This window comes from Flavobacterium sp. LC2016-13 (assembly GCF_009707955.1).
Taxonomy (GTDB): Bacteria; Bacteroidota; Bacteroidia; order Flavobacteriales; family Flavobacteriaceae; genus Flavobacterium.
Map to the genome: position 1 here is coordinate 16,148 of NZ_WMDQ01000021.1, position 21,211 is coordinate 37,358.

The following is a 21,211-nucleotide window of genomic DNA, read 5'->3' on the forward strand; positions in this document are numbered from 1 at the left end:
AGCTCCAGATTTCTCTGAAGCTTTGTCTTAGTAGCCCTAACAGGACAATTTTCGAACCGTTTTGTTGATGATTTAAAGACTTTAAATGTATGATTATTGCACTTTTGAATAACATAAAGCCACTTGATTTTGGTAATTTTTTAGTTTTCAAAAGCAGCTGTTGTCAATAGTTGTTTGTATTCATAATTATATTCTTCAGTCTTTTCATCAAAAACATTCATTTTGGTAACATTTCCATTTTTATCAAATTTTAATTAGTAGATGAAAGCTGTAAAAATTAATTGATAATGGTATTACTGTTTTCCTCTTTTTTATCTTTATTGAGTAAATTAGGATCTTCTTTAGCCAACTTGTTTTTAGTTGGAATTTTGTAATTCAAAGTAAAACCAAATCGACGAGTATCAAATTTGTTCTCGAGCAATACTGGTGTGCCAACCGAAGTTAATCCTTGTTGATTCGTGTTTAAAATGTCATCAAAATTTAAAGAAACCGATAATTGACCTGCTAAAAATTTCTTTGAAAAACTCATGTCAAGACTATTACTAAAAGGTTTGGTTGTTTTAAAATAATAATAATTTCCTCCAGTGGTTGTATAATTGAAATTGGTCACAAATTTAATCTCTTTTGGTAATAGAACTTGTGACATCAAATTAAATATCCAATAACCATTGGTGTTTAAATTTGGAATTTGATGTTTCTGATAACCAGTGTATAGATATAAAAAATTAATTTTATCAGGATTAAAATCCATCTTAATTGTTTCTTTTAATCCTTTAGTAAATAACATATAAGGCAATGGCAGGCCTATGTTGAAATTGTGAATCTTTATTTCAGAAATGTTAATGCTTGTGTTGGAAACTAAATTATTATTAAGTAGTACTCTATTAATCACTTGATTTCTTGCTGAACTCACATTGTATCCTATAAAAGCATAATCGAAAGCACTAATTTTCACTTCATAATTATCAAAAATAGTAGCCTCCAATTGTGGGTTTCCTGAGTAATTAATATTTTGATTTTGGTAATTTGTATTGTTTGGATTTAAAGATGAAGTACTTGGCAAACTTATTTTCTTATTGTAATTGATACTAAAAAATATTTGTGGTCCAAAATTATATTGCATACTCGCATTGGGGAAAAAGCGAAATTGATTAAACGGAATTAAATCGGATGTATTGGTTTTGCCTGAAATAGCATAATCTTCAGTTCTACCCCCAATAATAAAATCAAATTTTTCCCATGAAGATTGTAATTCTAAGTAAGTTGCTGCTGTTCTGCGTTGGTAATCTAAATTAGTAATTCCTTTATTTTTAGTTTCAAAAAAGAGGGTTTCATACAAAGTTCCAAAGCTAAATTTCCCTTGGTCTAAAATTTTGATAGGTTGAGAATAATCAATTTTAAAATTATAGAAATCTTGTAAAGCCACATTATCTAAAACGGCTGTATTTAGAATTACTGATTGCAAATTGAAATCGTTATCATTTCGTGCAAAATTAAATTTAAAGTCTAATTTTTTATTCTTATCATTAAATCTTTTCTGATAAGTTGCAACAGCATCCTGTCTTAAAACCTTTGTTTTACTTACGTCTGAAGATGATACAAATCCAAAACCATTCCCTTCTATAAAAGCATCATTATTGTTGTAATTAACATCATAATTGAGTAATAATCTATCATTTTTGAAATCGAAAGTCAATGCCGATTTTGCGTAATTACTTCTAGTAACTCTATCAGCATCAGTTTGAGATAAATTAGTAGTTGCATCGTTTTCATCCTTAGTAATACTAGACTTCAAATTACTTTCTCTATAACTCTGTCCAAGATTTAATTGCCATCCAAAGTATTTGTTTTTGGCACTCAAAAGTAAACTGTTGTTAAAACGTGATCTTAATTTGTCATAGGTAGTAAAATTCAAACCTGAACTATAGGTTGCGCTCAAATAGTTTTTGGATTTTTTGCTAGTAATAATATTTATTATGGCACCTCCTGAAGTAGCAGCAAATTCGGCTCCAGGCTGTGTAATAACTTCTATCCTTTCTACCGCATTGGCAGGCATTCCTTCAAGAAATGCATTCAATTCATTGGAAGAAATATTCAAAGGACGTGCATCCATATAAACATCTAATTGCTTTCCTTGATACATCATTCCAGCCACTTCAGACACTATTAAACCTGGTAATTTTTTTAATCCTTCTAGTACCGAACCCGAATTTAAATGAGCTTGACTAGAAAAATCAAAAATGGTTCTATCTGCTTTTTGCTCAATTGCTTTTTTGTTTTTAGTAATCAAAACTTCATCTAATTCCTTTATGCCTTTAGATTTTTCTTGAGCAAATCCAATACTAAATCCAATTAAATTAATGATGACAACTAAAATCTTTTTTTTCATTATTATTATTATTATTATTATTATTATTATTATTATTTCTTGTCATAAGACAAATTAAAACTCTTTTTGTTAAACATAATAGTGAAAATATTTTTTTGATTTAATATAATATTCAAACCTTGATTTGTAATAATCTTTTTTTTAATAATGTTCAAAAATAATCAATATTTTAAAGATATCTTATTTTCGATTTTGAAAACACTCACTCATTTCTTCTAAAATTTTTTCAGGATGATCAAAGATGAAAAAATGACCACCTTCAAGACGATTATAACTTAATGGAAATGTTGTTTCTTCTTGCCATTTAAGTGCATCTTCTTGACTAATATCTTCTTTTGTTCCAGTTATTATTTTGATTGGAATAGAAAGTGGTTCCACTTTCTTATATTCGCTTGTTGCAACAATAGAAAAATCTGCTCTTAGAATTGGCTCAAAAAAAAGCATAGAATCTTTGTCATTTAAAATTTCATGAGGAATACCGCCTAACATCTTCAATTCCATAATAAATTCTTCATAATTTAGGTTTTTTAATCTCTTCATTTTATCCCACGTAGACGGTGCACGACATCCTGTTATAAAAATACTTTCAGGAAGTTTTTTTCCTTTCGATCTTAACTTCAAAACCAATAGATAGGAGATTAGTCCTCCCATACTGTGGCCATAAATTATGTAAGGAGAATCAATTTCATTATCAATTTGTTGATACATATCTTCTACAAGATCATCAACTTCACAAAGGAGGTTTTCTCCAATGCGAGTTCCTCTTCCAGGGTAATCAGTTGTAATAAATGTGATGTTATCAGGGGCTATTTTTTTAAAAGTATCAAATGAATATTGATTTCCTCCTGCAAAACTAAAACACAAAACTTTATACTTTTGAGAACTTTTCATATTTTATAATTTTACTTATTTCCATTTTATAATACCATGTTCTCTTGGAATTCCAATAAAAAAGCAGGTTACTTATTTTCTACTATATTAGAAATATTATCAAAGAATATTTCTTCGATTTTAATTTTTTTTTCATTCCCGCTTGATGCTATACTTGCCTTATACTTGTCATTAATAAAAATAGTTTCTATTTTGTAAGTTTGGTTGTTATAGATAACAATATCATGGATAACCTCTATTTCGTGGAAGATGCTGATTCCAAGTCCTGTTGCTTTTACAAGCGCCTCTTTTCGTGTCCAAAACTCAAAAAATTTAGATGTTGGATCTTTATCCTTTGTTATTATCTTCCATTCATTACTGCTAAACTGCTGATTGTATTCTTCTAAATTTACTTCTTTAACTTCTTCAATATCAATTCCGATACTACCTTCAATACACACTGCACAAACTGCTATTCTTCCTGAGTGAGAAATGTTAAAGTCAAAAGAATGAAAAAATGAAGGTTTTCCATATTCGTTATATTGGATATTTGATAAAGATAATATTTCTAAAAGTTTGTAATTATGAAGTTGAAACGTTAATAGCATTTTTCCGAGAAGTCCCAATTTACGATCAGTTTCCTGATAAAATCGCCGAATTCCTTCACTCATATTTAGTGGTAAGCGATTTAAACATAAATCATAAGAAACTGCTTTAAAAGCATCATCAATATTAGAAAAATAAATACTTATCATAATTTATGTTCTTTTACTTTCAAGCAAGGCCAAGCAAAAACTATTTACTGCATAGCTTCCCAATCCCTGCATGGATCCTCTTTCGAACCCTGTCCCAATTAATTTTGTAAATTATTACACAAAATGAACTCCAAGTCGGCAAATATAACAAAAGACGAATATAGAATATTACACTTTACAGTTAATTCAAAAAAAATCAAGAAGGATTTTCTTTAAAAGTTGATTTCGTTGAAATAACACAATGCATAAATTAAAAATAGGCACTCTTGAATATTATTTTTTATGATAATTGGTTTACTATGTAGTAACGAAAATGAGTAAATTAAGTGTCTTTGAGGAATTATTTAATTTATTTTTAGAACTAACCTTGAGAATTTTAATCTTGATAGTACTCATAATTCAATCAAAAAAATCAGGTAAAATAATAAGAATCAACATTATAAAAAAAAGTGAAATTTCGAAAGTTTTAAATTTTGACAAATGTTAGAAAAACTCCAATTTAAATCGGAGAACATGTAAGAATAATAATAATATAATTAATTTTTATTTTATACATTCGTAAAATATAATTTTTACTTTGTTAATTTAAAGAAAGAAGAATTACAAAAAGATCAATCTAAATAGGTCTTTACAAATTATATTATAAGATAATTGATTTTTTTTTTGTTAAATAATTTTAAAAAATGGAAAGTAAAATAATTAATTGGAATGTTGACCCCGTAATTTTTTGGATAACTGATACCTTTCCGATTAAATACTACGGATTGCTTTTTGCAACGGGTATAGTTATAGCATATCTTATAATGAAAAGAATATATAAAAACGAAAATATCCCTCTTCAAAGTTTAGAGGATCTTTTTGTTTATGTTATTTTAGGAACAATTTTAGGTGCTAGATTGGGGCATTGTTTTTTTTATGAACCAGTTTATTATTTTAATAACCCAATAGAAATTCTTTTACCCATAAAGGAAATAAATGGAGCCTATAAATTTACTGGTTTTACGGGTTTGGCAAGTCACGGAGGTGTGATAGGAGTATTTATTGCAATCTTTTTATATTGTAGAAAACATAAAGTTAAGTTGTTTTGGTTGCTTGATAGAATTGCTATAGTAAGTCCCATTTCTGCTGCATTTATTAGGTTTGGAAATTTTATGAATTCTGAAATTTACGGAAAGCCTACTAACGGTACTTGGGGTGTGGTTTTTCAAAGAGATGATGTTGATTTGATTCCAAGGCACCCGACACAATTATATGAAGCCTTTTCATATTTAACAATATTTGCTGTTTTACTTTTTATTTTTAAATCTAAAACCAATAATAAATCAGAGGGATTAATTTTTGGTTATTTTTTGGTTATGCTGTTTTCAGCTAGATTAGTTATTGAATTTTTTAAAGAAAATCAAGTTTCTTTTGAAAATAGTATGGCATTAAACATGGGGCAAATTTTGAGTTTGCCATTTATAGTAGCTGGAATTATTTTAATTGTTTTGAAGTCAAAAGTGATTCAAAAAAATAAGTAAACGGGACTTATTTTTTTGAAATCAGGAGAGTTTTATTGGCTTTAAAAATAGTTAAAGCTATGCACTTTAGTGTATTTCGCTTTTATCTTCTAAAAAGGATATCTTTTTGGGAAAATTGATTTTGAGTACTGAAAAGATTACAGATAAAATGGTTAACTAATATTTGGAGTATCACAGAGAACCAAATGATAGTAATACCAGTAACTCCATGATTGAAGAATAATCCCACTTTGCAGACTTTTAGTCTGCTAAACCACTATGGACTTCCAATCCTTAGTGGTTTAAACTATGTTGTAAAAGATGAATATATATATATTAAAAATAGGAAGTAAAATTTAAGCATTTATATAAAGAAACTAAAGTATATAATTAATTTATTTAGCGAGCATGAACAAGAACAGTTTAAACAAACATAATTTAACAGAAGGAGATTTTAAAAATTCAAATGACATTGCTATTGTTGGAATGAGTTGCAGATTTCCAGGCGATGCAAATACTCCAGAAGCTTTTTGGGATCTTATTGAAAATAAGGTGGATGCGATAGATGATATTCCAAAAGAACGTTGGGATACTGAACGTTATTATGATCCTGAAAAAAACACCAAGGGTAAAATGTATACAAAACAAGGTGGTTTTTTAAAAGATGTAGATTTGTTTGACAATTTGTTCTTTAAGATATCTCCATTTGAAACAGAGTCTCTTGATCCTCAAGTAAGACTAATGCTTGAGTTGGGTTATGAGGTTATAGAAGACGCTGGATTTGATTCTGATAAATTAAAAGGAAGTGTTACAGGAGTCTTTATAGGAATGACCATTGTAGACTATATTGAAAAAGATATTCGCTCTCCAAACCCAACGGCTATTAATGCTTATTCTGTAACGGGTACTCAAATGTCATCTGCTTCTGGTAGGATATCGTTTGCATTTGGTTTAGAAGGTCCTAGTATTACTTTGGACACAGCTTGTTCGTCATCTCTTACAACAGTGCATCTTGCATGCCAAAGTTTGTTATCTGGGGATTCTAATCTTGCTATCGCGGGAGGAGTAAATCTTATTTTATCGCCGAAATATCATGTCGCTTTTTGTGAACTAAATGCATTGGCTAATGATTCAAGAAGTAAAGCATTTGATGCATCTGCTGACGGGTTTGTCAGATCCGAAGGCGCAGGACTTGTATTATTGAAGAGATATGAAGATGCTGTAAGGGATAAAGATAACATCTTAGCAGTAATCAGTGGATCTGCAATAACTAATGATGGAACCAGCAAAGGTTATACAGTTCCAAAAATGGAATCCCAAGCAAAAGCTATACGTGCAGCAATGGATATGGCTATGGTTGGGCCTGATGACATAGATTATTTTGAAGCACATGGAACAGGTACTCCGGTTGGCGATCCTATTGAGATGGAAGGTATTGTATCTGCATTTAAGGAAAGAAAATCTGATCAGAAATTATATGTAGGTTCTGTTAAAACTAATATTGGACATTGTGAATCTGCTGCTGGTATTGCTGGACTTATAAAATCGGTATTAGCACTTCAAAACAATAAAATCCCTTCCAATCTACATTTTAACACTCCAAATCCAAACATAGACTGGGCTAATATTCCAGTTCAAATACCTACATCTACAGTAAAATGGCTACCTAATAAAAAAGCAAGATATGCTTCAGTGAGTGCATTTGGTCTAAGTGGTACCAATGTCAATGTTATTCTAAAAGAAGCCCCAAAAAGAGAGTCTTTAAATAATACAAATATTAAAGAAAAAGAACAATATATATTGCCTTTGGCGGCTGCAAACAACCAAGCACTTAAAATACTAGCTGAGCAATATATTGATACTCTTAATATTTCAACAGAAAATGAATGGAAAGCTATATGTGCCGGTGCAGCTTTGCATCGATCACACTTAGGGTGTAGGTATGCTGCAAAAGGGAAATCTAGAGAGGAATTGATTAAAAGCCTTAAAGAATGCATCGATGATGATCTTGGAGTTTCCATTAATGGCGATGATAAAAAAATAGTTTTTGTATTTCCTGGTCAAGGTTCACAGTGGGTTGGAATGGGATGTGAACTAATGAAAAAAGAACAAATATTTAAACAATCTATGCAGGACTGCGATGCAGCTTTAAGTCATTTTGTGGATTGGTCATTGTTAGAAGAAATTGCTAAAGATGAAAATAACAGTCGATTTAGTGAAGTAGATTACATACAGCCAATACTTTTTGCTATTGAAGTTTCAATGGCAAAATTATGGGAATCATATGGTGTGAAACCAGATGTAGTGGTTGGACATAGTATGGGTGAAGTTGCCGCAGCTCATATTGCTGGTGTTCTAAGCCTTGAAGATGCAGCTGCAATAATTTGTAAGCGTAGCTCCCTTGCAAAAACAGTAAGTGGTGAAGGAGCGATGTTACTTGTTGAATTAAGCTTTGAAGAAGCTCAAAAAATTATAATAGGACATGAAGAGTTTGTTGCCATTGGTGCTTGCAATGGTCCTCGTTCAACAGTGCTTTCAGGAAGTTCATCAAGCATTAATGAAATTGTGACTTTATTAAATGAAAGAGAAATATTTAATCGTTTAATTAAAGTTGATTATGCTTCGCACAGTCCTCAGATGGATCAATTGAAACCAAAACTCCTAGAGGAAATTAAAAATATAAATCCAAATAAAGGTTCTGTTCCAATTTATTCAACAGTTCATAATAAAATAATGGACGGAACTCATTTTAATTCACAATATTGGACGGATAACTTACGTAAACCTGTTTTATTCGCTCAAGCGGTTGAACAATTGTTAATAGAAAATGATTGTGTTTTTGTTGAGGTAAGCCCACATCCAATTCTAGTCCAATTAATTGAACAGGGAATTGAGCATTATAACAAAGCATCTTCGTATGTTATTCATACCATTAAAAGAGATATTTCTCAAAGTAACGAATTTATTAATAGTTTTAAAAACCTTTATGAAAATAGCGTTAGGGTTGATTGGAATAAATTTTATGAAAATGCGGTTGTTAACCATGATCAACTTCCAACTTATCCGTGGCAAAAAGATCGTTTTTGGATTGATAATGCTGAAACATCTACATTTGGTTATTCATCTGGAACAATACATCCTTTTTTAGGTAGAGAGATAAAATTTGCAAATGATAAAAATATTATATACTGGGAAAGTGTAATTGATTTAGCTTCTTTACCTTATCTGAAAGATCATCAGGTTAAAAACACTGTTATTTTCCCTGCGGCAGGATATTTGGAGTTAATATATGCAGCTATACGCCAATCATTTGGGATGGGTTTTCATCAAATATGCGATATAAGTTTTAAACAACCTCTTTTGTTAGATACAATTGGAAAGGCGGTTCAAGTAATTATAAATGTAGAGCGAAAAAATTATATACATTTCGAAATCTATAGTGCCGATCCAAATGAAGCATCTACCTCTTCATGGGAGTTTCATTGTCAAGGAAATGCTTTGTTATTTAAAAATGAACCAGAACTTTCGTCTCTTAAAAATACTTTCCCTTCATATTTTGATGATTTTCCAGTTCATTTCAATAAAGAAGAGCATTATAAAATGATGGAAAATGGAGGTGTTTATTATGGAGAAAGGTTCCGTGGAGTACAAGAAATATGGGCAAATTCAGAAAAGGCAATTGGAAAAATCGATGCTATAGATAAAGTTAAAGAAGCAGCAAAGTCTTATCATGTACATCCCGCCATTTTAGACGCCTGTTTTCAAGTTTGTATGGCTTCACTTTCCAGACAAGAAAAAAACAGCAATGAAACTTATTTGCCTTCAGGAATAGAAACTTTTTATATTAAACCTGATGCAACTTTCGAAAAACCTTTATGGGTTTGCATTGACAATGTCAATGAAGCAGAAATTGTTTTAGATGTTCACACTAAGAATATTAAAATCTGTGATGAAGAAGGAAATGCATTGATAATTATTGAAGGCTTCTCCTTTAAAAAACTAAAAGAAGAAAATGATCGTCTTGTAAGTGATACTTTTTACAAATTTGCTTGGAATAAAATTAATTCCGATACAAAACAAATGAGCACAAATCAGCCAAAAACATGGTTGCTTTTTGAAGACGATCAAAATGTTTGTAAGGATTTGATTGTTTGTGCAAATGAACAAAATGATCGTGTCATAATGGTCAGAAAAGCTGATGAATATGCTGTACTTTCAGATGAAACGGTACTTATTTTTGAATTAAATATTAGTAAAAAAGATCATTTTCTTAAACTTTTTTTTGAATTGAATCGTCAGGATATTTCAATTACTGATGCGATTTATTTATGGGGCTTATCAAAAAATAATCTAAACTGGAATGAAGCTGAACAAATTTATATGGGATTAATTTATTTGATTCAGGCTTTAAATGAAACGGAATGGGAAATATTTCCAAAATTAAACGTAATTACGTCAGCATCTCAACAAGTAATCACCGATGAGAAAGTAAATATTTTCTCAGCTCCACTTTTTGGAATGAGTAGGGTTGCTTTTCATGAGCATTCCGAATTTGATTGTACTAGAATTGATCTTAGTGACACCCCAGAAAAAGATAGTAAATTTTTATCTAATATACTTTATTCGGGTTCTGAAGAAAAAGAAATAGCTATTCGGGACAATAATTTATTTGCTCACAGACTTAATCATTATGAGATTCCAAAATTCATTGATACAAATAACAGTGATCTAAAAACTCTCCCTGCTGACGATGCTGTTTCATTTCAATTTGTTACCGACGAACCTGGAGTATTAGATAATATTACAGTTAGAGAAACAGAAATAAAAAATCCAAGTGACGATGAGATTGAAGTAAAAGTACAAGCTGTTGGCCTCAATTTTATGAATGTGATGTCTGCCTTGGGTATTTATCCAGGTTCTCCAAAAGGCTTTCTTTGTTTAGGTATTGAATTTGCAGGTATTGTTAACAGAATAGGCTCAGAAGTAACCGATCTTAAAGTTGGAGATCGAGTGATAGGATTAAGTCCGCAACATGATTGTTTTGGAAAGTACACAATTTGTAAATCACTACAAGCTGTAAAGATTCCTGATCATATGAATTTTCTTGATGCCGCAACAATTGCTGTGGCGTATGGAACTTCGTATGCATGTTTAATAGCCCATGGGAATCTTAAAAAAGGAGAAAGGGTTCTTATCCATTCTGCTACGGGAGGTGTTGGTATAGCTGCAATTGAGATAGCTAAAAATGTTGGAGCTGAAATTTATGCTACAGCAGGAACTGAAGAAAAGAGAGAGCTGTTGAGAAAAATGGGTGTAAAATACGTAATGGACTCGCATTCTCTTGATTTTGTGAAAGAGATTAGAAATTATACAAATGGAGAAGGAATTGATGTTGTATTGAATTCTCTTACTGGTGAAGCAATGATTCAAAGTATTAAGTTACTTCGTGGATTTGGACGTTTTCTTGAAATAGGTAAAAAAGATGTTTATGAGAATAGTATTTTAAAGATGGATATTTTTAAAGAAAGTATTAGCTATACTTTCTTTGATCTTCATAAAATGCTAAATGAAAGACCTGATTTGGTGAGAGGGCATCTTAATAATGTAATGAATCATTTTGAAAATGGACATTACGCAGCAATTCCAAAAACTGTTTTTCCAGCTTCTGCTATGTTAGATGGTTTTAATATGATGGCTAAAGGACAGCATGTTGGTAAAATTGTTTTCGATTTAAATGATCCATTGTTGATGGTAGAACCAGCCAAAAAAATGTTTTCAGAAAATGAAACTTATTTGATTACCGGCGGAATGGGTGGATTAGGTTTTGCTCTTGCAGAATGGATGTGCGAAAAAGGAGCTGTTAATATTGTGCTTGTTGGAAGAAATAAACCTAGCGATGCAAGACAAAAAGAAATTAATAAGTTGATTGCAAGAAAAAAGAACATCTTAATTCTAAATGGAGATATAAGTAATCCTTCGGATGTAGATTTAATCTTGAATGAAATAAGATTATCAATGCCCGAACTAAAAGGTGTCTTTCATGCAGCTGGATCATTATCAGATAGTTCAATTGCAAAATTGAATGTTGAAACATTTAGAAAACCGATAGAAGTAAAGATTCAAGGTGCGCTGAATCTTCATAATGCTACATTGAATGATGATTTAAAATATTTTGTTCTTTTTTCTTCAGTGGCATCAACAATTGGTTCTATAGGGCAAGCAAATTATGTAGTAGGTAACGCTTTTATGGATGCTTTATCAAAAAAAAGACAATCACTTAAACTTACTGTTAACTGTATCAACTGGGGACCAATCGCAGAGATTGGCCTCGCTGCTGAACAAGATATCCGTGGCGGCCGACTTGAAGAAGAAGGTATCTCTAGCTTTACAGTAAATGAATATATTGAAGCTATTGAGTTGGTATTAACAAATCAATTAACTGATGTAAATGTATTTAATTTTAACCATGCCAAATGGGTAGAGAATAATCCTTCATATGCAGTTGATAAACTTCTTGACAATCTTACAAATTCTAAACAGATAATAGTTGAAAATAATTTTGTGCAAATGCTCAAAGAATCTATTTCATTTGACGAATCTGCCTTAATGATGGAAGTCGAACTTCAAGAAATTTTAGGAGGAATTCTTAAAGCTGCTCCTGGAAAAATTGATAAAGACCTTCCTTTCGTTAATCTTGGATTAGATTCACTTATGGCTATTCAATTTAGAAATAAATTGCAGAAATTAATTGGTATTCAAATCTCAATTACTACGTTTTGGAATTATCCAAAAATTCATCTTTTAGCTCGACATTTATTAAATGAGTTAAACATCAAAACAGAATTGTTTTCGGCTGAAGAAAAAGTAATTATTAACACTGATAAAGAGATTGATCTTTTGATTGAGGAAATGTCTGATTCAGAAATGCTTGAAGAACTGGATCGAGAACTAAATAATCTCTAATCAAATTAGACACTGCAACCAATTAAGAAATAAGCAACACAAGTATGGAAAAGGAACAACTGACTGAAAAACTCAAACAATCATTGGGTGTAATTAAAAAGCTAAAAAATGAAGTTCAGAAGTTAAAGGAAAATGATGGGCCTATTGCTGTAATTGGTATGGCCTGTAAATTACCAGGTAAAGTGAATAATACTGAAGATTTTTGGCAATTGTTGCTTGATAAAAAAAATGGAATCGTTGATATTCCAGCTGACCGATGGAATATTGATGATTTTTATGACGAAAATCTTTCTGTTCCAGGAAAAATGTGCGTTCGAAAGGGAGGTTTTATTGATGATATTGATTTATTTGATGCACAATTTTTTGGCATTTCTCCTATTGAAGCAGAAGCACTGGATCCACAACAACGTATACTTCTTCAAACCACTTTGCAAGCAATAGAATCTGCAGGTATACCTACAGAAAAGTTGAAGGGCTCTTTATCTAGTGTCTTTATAGGAATTGCATCACCTGAATATATTCAGCAGAGAGCAGCAACAAAACAATATCATTTAATGGATGTTTATGATGTTACTGGAAATACTCCGTGTACAGCAGCAGGAAGAATATCTTACAACTTTGATTTAAAAGGTTCTAATCTTGCACTAGACACGGCATGTTCTTCTTCACTTGCAGCTATACATTTAGCTTGCAATAGTTTGCATAACGGCGAATCAGATTTAGCTATTGCAGGAGGCGTTAATTTAATGTTAGAACCAAATGCACATATAATTTTCTCGAAAATGGGAGCACTTTCTCCTGAAGGGGAATGTCGTTCATTTGATGCTAATGCTAATGGTTTTGTTCGAAGTGAAGGCTGTGGTGTTGTTCTATTAAAAAGATTGAAAGATGCAGAAAGAGACGGAGATAACATCCTTGCCGTTATTAAAGGTTCAGCTCTCAATCAGGATGGAAAAAGTAATGGATTAATTGCTCCTAACGGGTTAGCTCAGCAGGAGGTTCTTAAAAGTGCTTTGTTAAAAGCAAATATGACTCCTTCCGAAATTGATTATATTGAAACTCACGGTACTGGTACACCCCTTGGAGACCCAATTGAAATAGAAGCTATAAATAGAGTTTATGGTAAAGACAGAATAAATAAAAACACCTTACATATAGGTTCAGTAAAAACGAATGTTGGACACTTAGAATCAGCTTCAGGAATAACTTCTTTTATAAAGGCTGTTCTTTCCTTAAAGAATAGATGCATTCCTGCCAATCTTAATTTTAAAACCCCTAGTCCACATATTGAATGGATGGATTTTGTAAAAGTTCCCATAGAAACAACTAAGTATAATATAGTTGATAAACCTATGGCTGTTGGTGTTAGCGCATTTGGCTTTAGTGGTACAAACGCTCATGTAATACTTGAAGAGTATAAAACTAAAACAAACAACTCGGAAGATTCTTTAAAAAATCATATTGTTTTTTTATCCGCTAAAACAGATAAAAGCTTGCTAGATATTGCAACTAGATATAAAATATTTCTTAAAACGAATAGTCAAATATCACTTTCCGATTTTTCATATACTACAGGAATTGGCAGATCTCACTTTGCTAAGAGATTAGCAATAATTACGTCTTCAACATCAGATTGTTTAGTTCAGTTAGATCAACTCCAGAATCCTAAAAATGAGAGTATCGTAATTTCTGGACTATTCCCAGAAAGCACAAAGTTAATTACATCATTTTTATATAATGGTCAAGGAACACAATATCCTGGCATGGGGAAAGAACTTTACCATAGCCAACCTGTTTTTAAAGCAGCTGTTGATGAATGTATAGAGTATATAGATAAAGAGATTGAATTTTCGTTTTTAGATTTGTTGCTAGGAGAGAATATAAAACAAGATCTAAATCAAACGGAATGGGCCCAACCGGCAATTTTTATTATAGAATATGCTTTAACTAAATTATGGGAATATTGGGGAATTAAACCTAATTATATTCTAGGACATAGTATTGGTGAATATGCAGCGGCCTGTTATAGTGGAATTTTTAGTTTGCAAGATGCATTAAAGCTTATCACAGCAAGAGGAAAATTAATGGAAGGATTGAAAAATCCCGGAAAAATGATTTCAATTGTAGCGAATGAAGAGAAAGCAAGAATAATTATAGACAGATTTGAACAAGTTTCTATCGCAGCAATAAATGGTGATGAAAGTGTTGTGCTTTCTGGCGATGCAAAACAGATCGATGAAATCATTTCAATTCATGGAGAGCAAATTAAAATGAAACCCCTTAATGTTTCGCATGCATTTCATTCTCCCTTAATGAAACCGATGCTTGAGGAATTTAGCAAACTTTGTAAAACAATTACCTATAACAACACCTCTACAATACAAATTATTTCATCCGTAACAGGGAAGATTATCACAAATGAAATGAGTACCTCTGATTATTGGGTAGATCATGTAATTAAAACAGTAAAATTTAAGAAAGGCCTAGAAATGCTTGTAAGTTTAGGAGCAAATGTATTCCTTGAAATTGGTGCAGACGCTGTTTTAAGCGGTCTTTCAAAAACAAAAGTAGATCAAAAATCATCTTTAGTAATTACAAGTCTTAAAAAAAACAGAAACAACAATGAAAGTATTCTCTTTGCCTTAGCGCAACTATATGTCAATGGAGCTAATGTTTTTTGGCAGAATTTTTATCAACATACTAAAAATTCAAAAATAAGTATTCCAACATACCCTTTTCAAACCAAAAGATACTGGTTGGAGAATAACATAGATAAAGAAATTGGAATACATAATAAACCGAATGAACACCCTCTTTTGGGAAGTAAAAGAAAACTTGCAGGTAGTATAAATACATATATTTGGGAACAGCAATTTAATCTAAGATCAATATCATATCTGTGTGATCACAAAATAGAAAACACAATTATTTTTCCAGCTGCATGTTATACAGAAATGGCTGTATCGGCAGTAAAAGAACTTAGCAGCCAGAAACATATTGAACTGAATTCGATTAAATTTGAAAAAGTCTTTATTCTGAAAGATGAAGAAATTTATGAACTTCAAATGCAAGTAAAAAAAGAAGATAATAATTTTCATTTCAGTATTTATAGTAGAACTTTAAGAAAAGAGAAAGACTCTGAATGGGTATTCAGGATGAGTGGAATGGCAATTACAAAAGAAGATACTAAACAAAGTGTAACTCTTGATATAGATGCAATAAAAAAGAGGTCTTTAAGACAGTTGTCGGGTGCTGCTTTTTATGCTGATTGGTATAAATCAGGAAACCATTGGGAGAATACTTTTAAAGGCGTTTCAGAAATTTGGATTGGTAAAGATGAAATACTTTCGTTTAGTAAAACTCCAGTTGATATAGTTGGTCAAATGAAAGATTATCATTCGCATCCTGCATTAATGGATATATGTGGGCAACTGCTTGCTGCTGGAATTGAAGGAACAAAGGAAAGTGCTTTCGTTGGCAAAGGAATAGGTGCTGTAAAAATACATGATCATTTATCAGGCGATGCGTTTTGGAGTTACGCAAAGATATTAAATAACGATACAATTAATAGAAAACTTATAGGAGATGTTCAGGTATTTAACTCTGCAGTCGAATTGGTTGCGGAGACTACTAATGTAGAATTTGAATTTATTGGTAGTCAATCAAATGAAATAAAAATAGAACAATGGATTCATGAAGTAGAATGGATCGATATGGATATAATCTCTGAAGCAATAGAACAAAAAGATTCATGGCTTATATTCGACCGTGCTAAAACACTAGGGGCTAAATTATTTTCATCAGTAAATCAACATGGACTAAATGCGATTGTTATTGAAGAAGTAGAAAGGCTTAAAACATGTATTGAAAATAATCAAAAAATTATTTATATCCCACAAAATATCATTGGAGAATCATCAGACTACCTTAATGAAATTTATTTAATTATTCAGGAAATTGAAATCATTATAAAAACAATTACTGATTATAATGGTGAAGCAATAAAGTTATGGGTGATTACCCGTGGAGCATGGAGCTACTCTGCTGAAGAAAAATTACTACATGCCACTTTATGGGGGTTTGTCAAATCACTTGAGCTTGAGAATGAAAAAATTTGGGGAGGTATTATTGATATTGAAAATTCTAATTCAGAAAAATTTAATTTTGAACAAATTCTGTCTCTCATTTGTCGTGAACAAAAGGAAAAACAAATTCTTATTGGTGAAAATTCTATACAAGTTCCTCGCTTAAGAAAAGCAAAAATTACTCCTCCTTCAAACGAACTAAAATTTCGAAAAGATGCCACATATATGATTACAGGTGGTCTTGGTGATTTAGGCCTTCTGACCGCTGAATGGATGATTAAAATGGGGGCTAGAAGACTTATTCTTACAAGTAGAAATGGTTTGCCTTCTCGAAATAAATGGAAAGATATAGATTCCCTTTCAAAGATTGGTAATAAAATAAATGCAGTAAAAAAACTAGAGCTAAATGGAGCTCATATTGAAATATTAAAACTTGATGTAGCGGACGAAAAAAAAATATCAACTTGGTATGATGAATACTGTTCTGCCTCTTTCCCCCCTATTAAAGGAGTTATACATGCAGCAGGAAATGTAAGTTATACGCCTTTTGGAGAATCGAATGCTCAAAAGGCAATCGAACAACTTAGCCCGAAAATTTTAGGAGTGATTAATCTGGATAAAATTTTAAATGATAATCTAGACTTCTTCATTATGTACTCCTCGGCATCAGCGATACTTGCTTCACCTGGTTTGAATATTTATGCAGCAGCCAATAGTTTTATGGACGCACTTGCTTTGTCTAGAACTAATCGTGGATTAAAAACATTAAGTATTAACTGGGGAGCATGGTCTGATACTGGCCTTGTAAATGAAGCCTTAAAAAATCAAAAATCAAGTTATAAGATAATGAATCTTATTTCGCCTAGTCAAGGTATGAGTGCACTTGAGTTGGTTTGGAATTCATCTCTTGGTAGGTTAGCGGTATTACCAGTCGATTGGTCATCGTGGACAACTTTATTTCCTTCATCAGCAAATATGCCATTTTTTAACGAAGTGATTGAATTTATTAACCCAATAAGGGATGATAACTCTGAATGGGTTGATTTTTTAAATGAATTCAATGGTAATCAGGAAGCCACAGTTTTAGAAATAGAAAAATATTTGATTCAAAAAATAAGTGTATTATTGAGACTAGATAAGGGAGATATTAGTACACATATTTCTCTTGCCGAATACGGACTCGATTCCATGATGGCTATTGAACTTAAAAACAAAATAGAAACTAACCTTAAGGTTATCCTTAGTATGGTTGATTTAATACAAGGTCCTAGCATCAATGAATTGGCTATGATCATAGCCGAACGTTTAAATAACAAAATTGAGACCATCGCAATTGAACACAAGCATCAAGAATTATCCGCTGGAATAAATTATAAATTAAGTGCTGGTCAAGAATCCTTATGGACCTTGTACCAAATGAATCCTTCAAGTTCTGCTTACAATGTAGCTTTTACGACAAGGATAATGAATGGACTGAACTTGGATAAATGGAAAGAAGCAATTGAAATTATTGTTAATCGTCATGAAACATTGCGAATTTCATTTAGTACATCCGAAACAGGAATTCATCAAACCTTGCGCCCTTTAGGACAAAAAAAATCATTCAGTTTTAATATCATTGATGCATGTAATTGGGACAATGAAAAATTGTACGAAGAGGTTAAATCTGCTTATGAAATACCATTTAATTTAGAGAATGATCCTCTTTTAAGAGTTGATATGTTTGATGAAGGAAAAGGTTCATTTGTCATGTTGCTTACATTGCATCACATGTGTTGTGATGGTTGGTCATTATGGGTATTGCTCGATGAGTTGAAGGAAGTTTATTCATCACTTTGCACAAATAAAGAAATCATTCTAACGGAAAAGATTTTTAACTATTTTGATTTTGTTTCTTGGCAAGATGAAATGCTCGTAAGTAATGAAGGTACTAGATTATGGCAATTTTGGAAGAAACAGTTGGAAGGAGAACTTCCTGTTTTAAATTTACCTGTTGATTATCCACGGAGTTTAACAACTGAAAATGTAGGAGCAACTTACAGATTTGATATTGATAAAGATCTAGTAGAAAAACTCAAGGAATTTTCTAAAAAAGAATCAGCTACACTTTTCATGTCAGCTCTAACCTTGTTTAAAATACTACTTTACAGATATACTAATACTGAAGATATTATTATAGGTTCACCAACTTCAGGCCGTAGTAAAATGGAATTTGCTGGACTTGTAGGAGACTTTATAAATATGACTGTAGTTAGAACAAAACCATCTAATATTCTTTCATTCAGGGAGTATTTAGGAAAAGTAAAACAGACAGTACTTGATGTGCTTTCTAATCAGGATTTCCCTTTCCCTTTAATTGTTAAAAAATTAAATCCAAAAAGAGAAGCAGGGCAAACCCCAATTTTTCAAAGTATGTTTAGTCTACAAAAGCCTCAAAAGTTTGAAGAAATTATTGCCCTTATGGAAGGAGATAATGTGAAGTGGGGTGAATTAGAACTTAGCCCGTTTAATATGCCTCAGCAAGAAGGGCAATTTGATATCACGCTTGAATTGATTGAGAATAGCAAAGGTATAGCTGGTATTTTTAAATATAATTATAAGTTGTTTAACGAAAGTACTATTGTTAGGATGCAAGAACAATATGTAAACTTGATGCGTGCTTTATTAGATAATCCAGATCAACTTATATCAACAGTTTCTATGCACAACAAAGTGACTGAGGATACGATTCTGAAAAAATGGATCGGTAATAATGTTAAATTATCAGAAAAAGGCATTAATACACTTATTGAAGAACAAGTTGCTAGAAATGCAACAACAACTGCATTGGTTGATGGGGACGAAGAGCTTAGTTATTCTGAATTGGATTGCAGAGCAAATCAGTTTGCTGCTTACTTGATATCCAAGGGAGTTAAAAAAGGTGAATTGGTTGGAATCTGTACTGAAAGATCTTTTAACATGGTAATATGTATTCTAGCTGTACTAAAATCAGGTGCAGCTTATGTTCCACTTGATCCGGATTTTCCTGTTGAAAGGTTAAACTTTATCACTTCAGACTCTAATATTTCATACCTTATTACAGAAAATAATCACTTTAAGTTATTTGGTGAATTTAACGGAGTTGTAATTGATTTAGATCAAGAAGCTAGGAACATTGCAAAACAACCTTATGAGCAAAATAGTATAACTGTGTATTCTGATGATTTGGCATATGTAATATATACATCAGGTAGTACAGGTAGACCAAAAGGAACATTAATTACTCATGGGAATGTTGTTAATTTTTGCAAGGGAATGAATACTTCGCTTGGTTCTGATCCAGGAACACTACTTGCTGTAACCACAATTTCATTTGATATAGCTGTTTTGGAATTGATATGGACTTTAACCAATGGATTTAAGGTCGTTTTGCAAGAGAATAATATAAAAAATTTGGCTACTCCATCTATGGATTCTTTAACAAGTTTAAATGAACTGGAAAATAGTAATCCATTACCTGAAGCAGGAACAATTAAAATTTACAGCGTTGTTGAAAATATTATAAAAAACAAAGTATCTCATTTACAATGTACACCTTCATTAATGCGTATTCTGATAAATGACGATAATACTAGGAATGAATTAAAATGGCTTAAAAAAATTATGTTGGGAGGAGAAAAGCTTCCCTTGGAGTTGATAAAAAAAATAAATGCTGTATCTGAAGCAGAAATTTTCAACATGTACGGACCAACAGAAACAACAGTGTGGTCATCCGTTAAAAAAATCGACAAACAAGCAACTAGGATTACTCTTGGATCACCGATTGACAATACACAATTTTATATTCTTGACTCCTTTCTCAATCCTGTATCAGAAGGAATGTTAGGAGAATTATATATTGGAGGAAAAGGTGTTACAGCTGGATATATAAACAGACCAGCTTTAACCGAGGAAAAATTTATAAAAAATCCATTTAGTGATGAGTATAATCTTATTTACAGAACAGGTGACTTAGTCCGTTATGACAGCAATAACGAAATTGAATATATTGAGCGTGCAGATTTACAAGTAAAGGTAAATGGTCATAGAATCGAAATAGAGGAAATAGAAATTATACTTAACCAGATGCCACTAGTCGAACAGGGTGTAGTTGTCTGTGTGAAAAAAGATGAAAATGATGCGCTCGTGGCCTGTATAGTTGTCAGTGAAGGTGAACAGTTAGATATCAAGACGCTTCGTTCACAATTAAAAATGGTTCTTCCCGCATACATGATTCCTGGATTTTTTCATATTATTCCTGAAATTCCATTGACTGCTAATGGAAAGATTAATAGGAGTGTATTACAAAATTTAGATATAGAAATCTCATCTCAAAATGAATATGTAGCGCCGAGAAATGATTTAGAAGAAAAGTTGGTGAATATTTGGAAAGAGTTGTTAAATGTTCAAAGAGTAGGTATTTATGACGATTTTTTTGAGTTGGGTGGACATTCACTTTTAGCCGTAAAACTTATTTCTGAAATTAGAAAAATAATTGAAGTAGATATTGAAATGAGGCTATTATTTGAATTAACAAACATAGCTTTAATTTCAGAATACATAGAAATGACAAAATTAAATTTACTAGATACTTCTAAAGTTTATCATAAAATTGAATTATAAAAAAACACC

Annotated in this window: 6 protein-coding genes; 3 read left to right on the forward strand and 3 right to left on the reverse strand. The window is 31.6% G+C overall.

Annotation, left to right across the window (positions count from 1 at the left end; all coding sequences use genetic code 11):
* Positions 1-277: 277 nt before the first annotated feature.
* The 3 genes from GKZ86_RS24215 to GKZ86_RS24225 all read right to left on the reverse strand — a co-directional run bounded on the left by GKZ86_RS24215 (position 278) and on the right by GKZ86_RS24225 (position 4,014).
* Positions 278-2,389 carry an outer membrane beta-barrel family protein gene (locus GKZ86_RS24215; RefSeq protein WP_154785599.1) on the reverse strand — a complete coding sequence of 704 codons (2,112 nt, stop codon included), beginning with the start codon at positions 2,387-2,389 and terminating at the stop codon, positions 278-280.
* 180 nt (positions 2,390-2,569) lie between these two features.
* The gene (locus tag GKZ86_RS24220) at positions 2,570-3,280 is read right to left on the reverse strand and encodes a thioesterase II family protein (protein ID WP_154785600.1); all 711 of its coding nucleotides are present in this window, start codon (positions 3,278-3,280) and stop codon (positions 2,570-2,572) included.
* Between the two features lie 68 nt (positions 3,281-3,348).
* Entirely contained in the window at positions 3,349-4,014 is a 666-nt protein-coding gene (locus GKZ86_RS24225) for a 4'-phosphopantetheinyl transferase superfamily protein (RefSeq protein ID WP_154785601.1), read from the reverse strand.
* Between the two features lie 683 nt (positions 4,015-4,697).
* Here GKZ86_RS24225 and lgt point away from each other — a divergent pair.
* From lgt to GKZ86_RS24240, 3 genes are all read left to right on the forward strand, one after another.
* Positions 4,698-5,534: a prolipoprotein diacylglyceryl transferase gene (gene lgt, locus GKZ86_RS24230; RefSeq protein WP_154785602.1), complete on the forward strand. Its 837-nt coding sequence runs from the start codon at positions 4,698-4,700 to the stop codon at positions 5,532-5,534.
* Positions 5,535-5,921: 387 nt separating this feature from the next.
* On the forward strand, positions 5,922-12,476 hold the full coding sequence (locus tag GKZ86_RS24235; protein ID WP_154785603.1) for a type I polyketide synthase: 6,555 nt from the start codon (positions 5,922-5,924) through the stop codon (positions 12,474-12,476).
* Positions 12,477-12,520: 44 nt separating this feature from the next.
* Positions 12,521-21,202, forward strand: coding sequence for a type I polyketide synthase (locus GKZ86_RS24240; protein WP_154785604.1), 8,682 nt, complete (start codon positions 12,521-12,523; stop codon positions 21,200-21,202).
* Positions 21,203-21,211 lie beyond the last annotated feature (9 nt).

Bases quoted from the DNA above. Each gene is read 5' to 3' on its own strand.
- GKZ86_RS24215 (WP_154785599.1), bottom strand. From the start codon at position 2,389: ATGAAAAAAAAGATTTTAGTTGTCATCATTAATTTAATTGGATTTAGT.
- GKZ86_RS24220 (WP_154785600.1), bottom strand. From the start codon at position 3,280: ATGAAAAGTTCTCAAAAGTATAAAGTTTTGTGTTTTAGTTTTGCAGGA.
- GKZ86_RS24225 (WP_154785601.1), bottom strand. From the start codon at position 4,014: ATGATAAGTATTTATTTTTCTAATATTGATGATGCTTTTAAAGCAGTT.
- lgt (WP_154785602.1), top strand. From the start codon at position 4,698: ATGGAAAGTAAAATAATTAATTGGAATGTTGACCCCGTAATTTTTTGG.
- GKZ86_RS24235 (WP_154785603.1), top strand. From the start codon at position 5,922: ATGAACAAGAACAGTTTAAACAAACATAATTTAACAGAAGGAGATTTT.
- GKZ86_RS24240 (WP_154785604.1), top strand. From the start codon at position 12,521: ATGGAAAAGGAACAACTGACTGAAAAACTCAAACAATCATTGGGTGTA.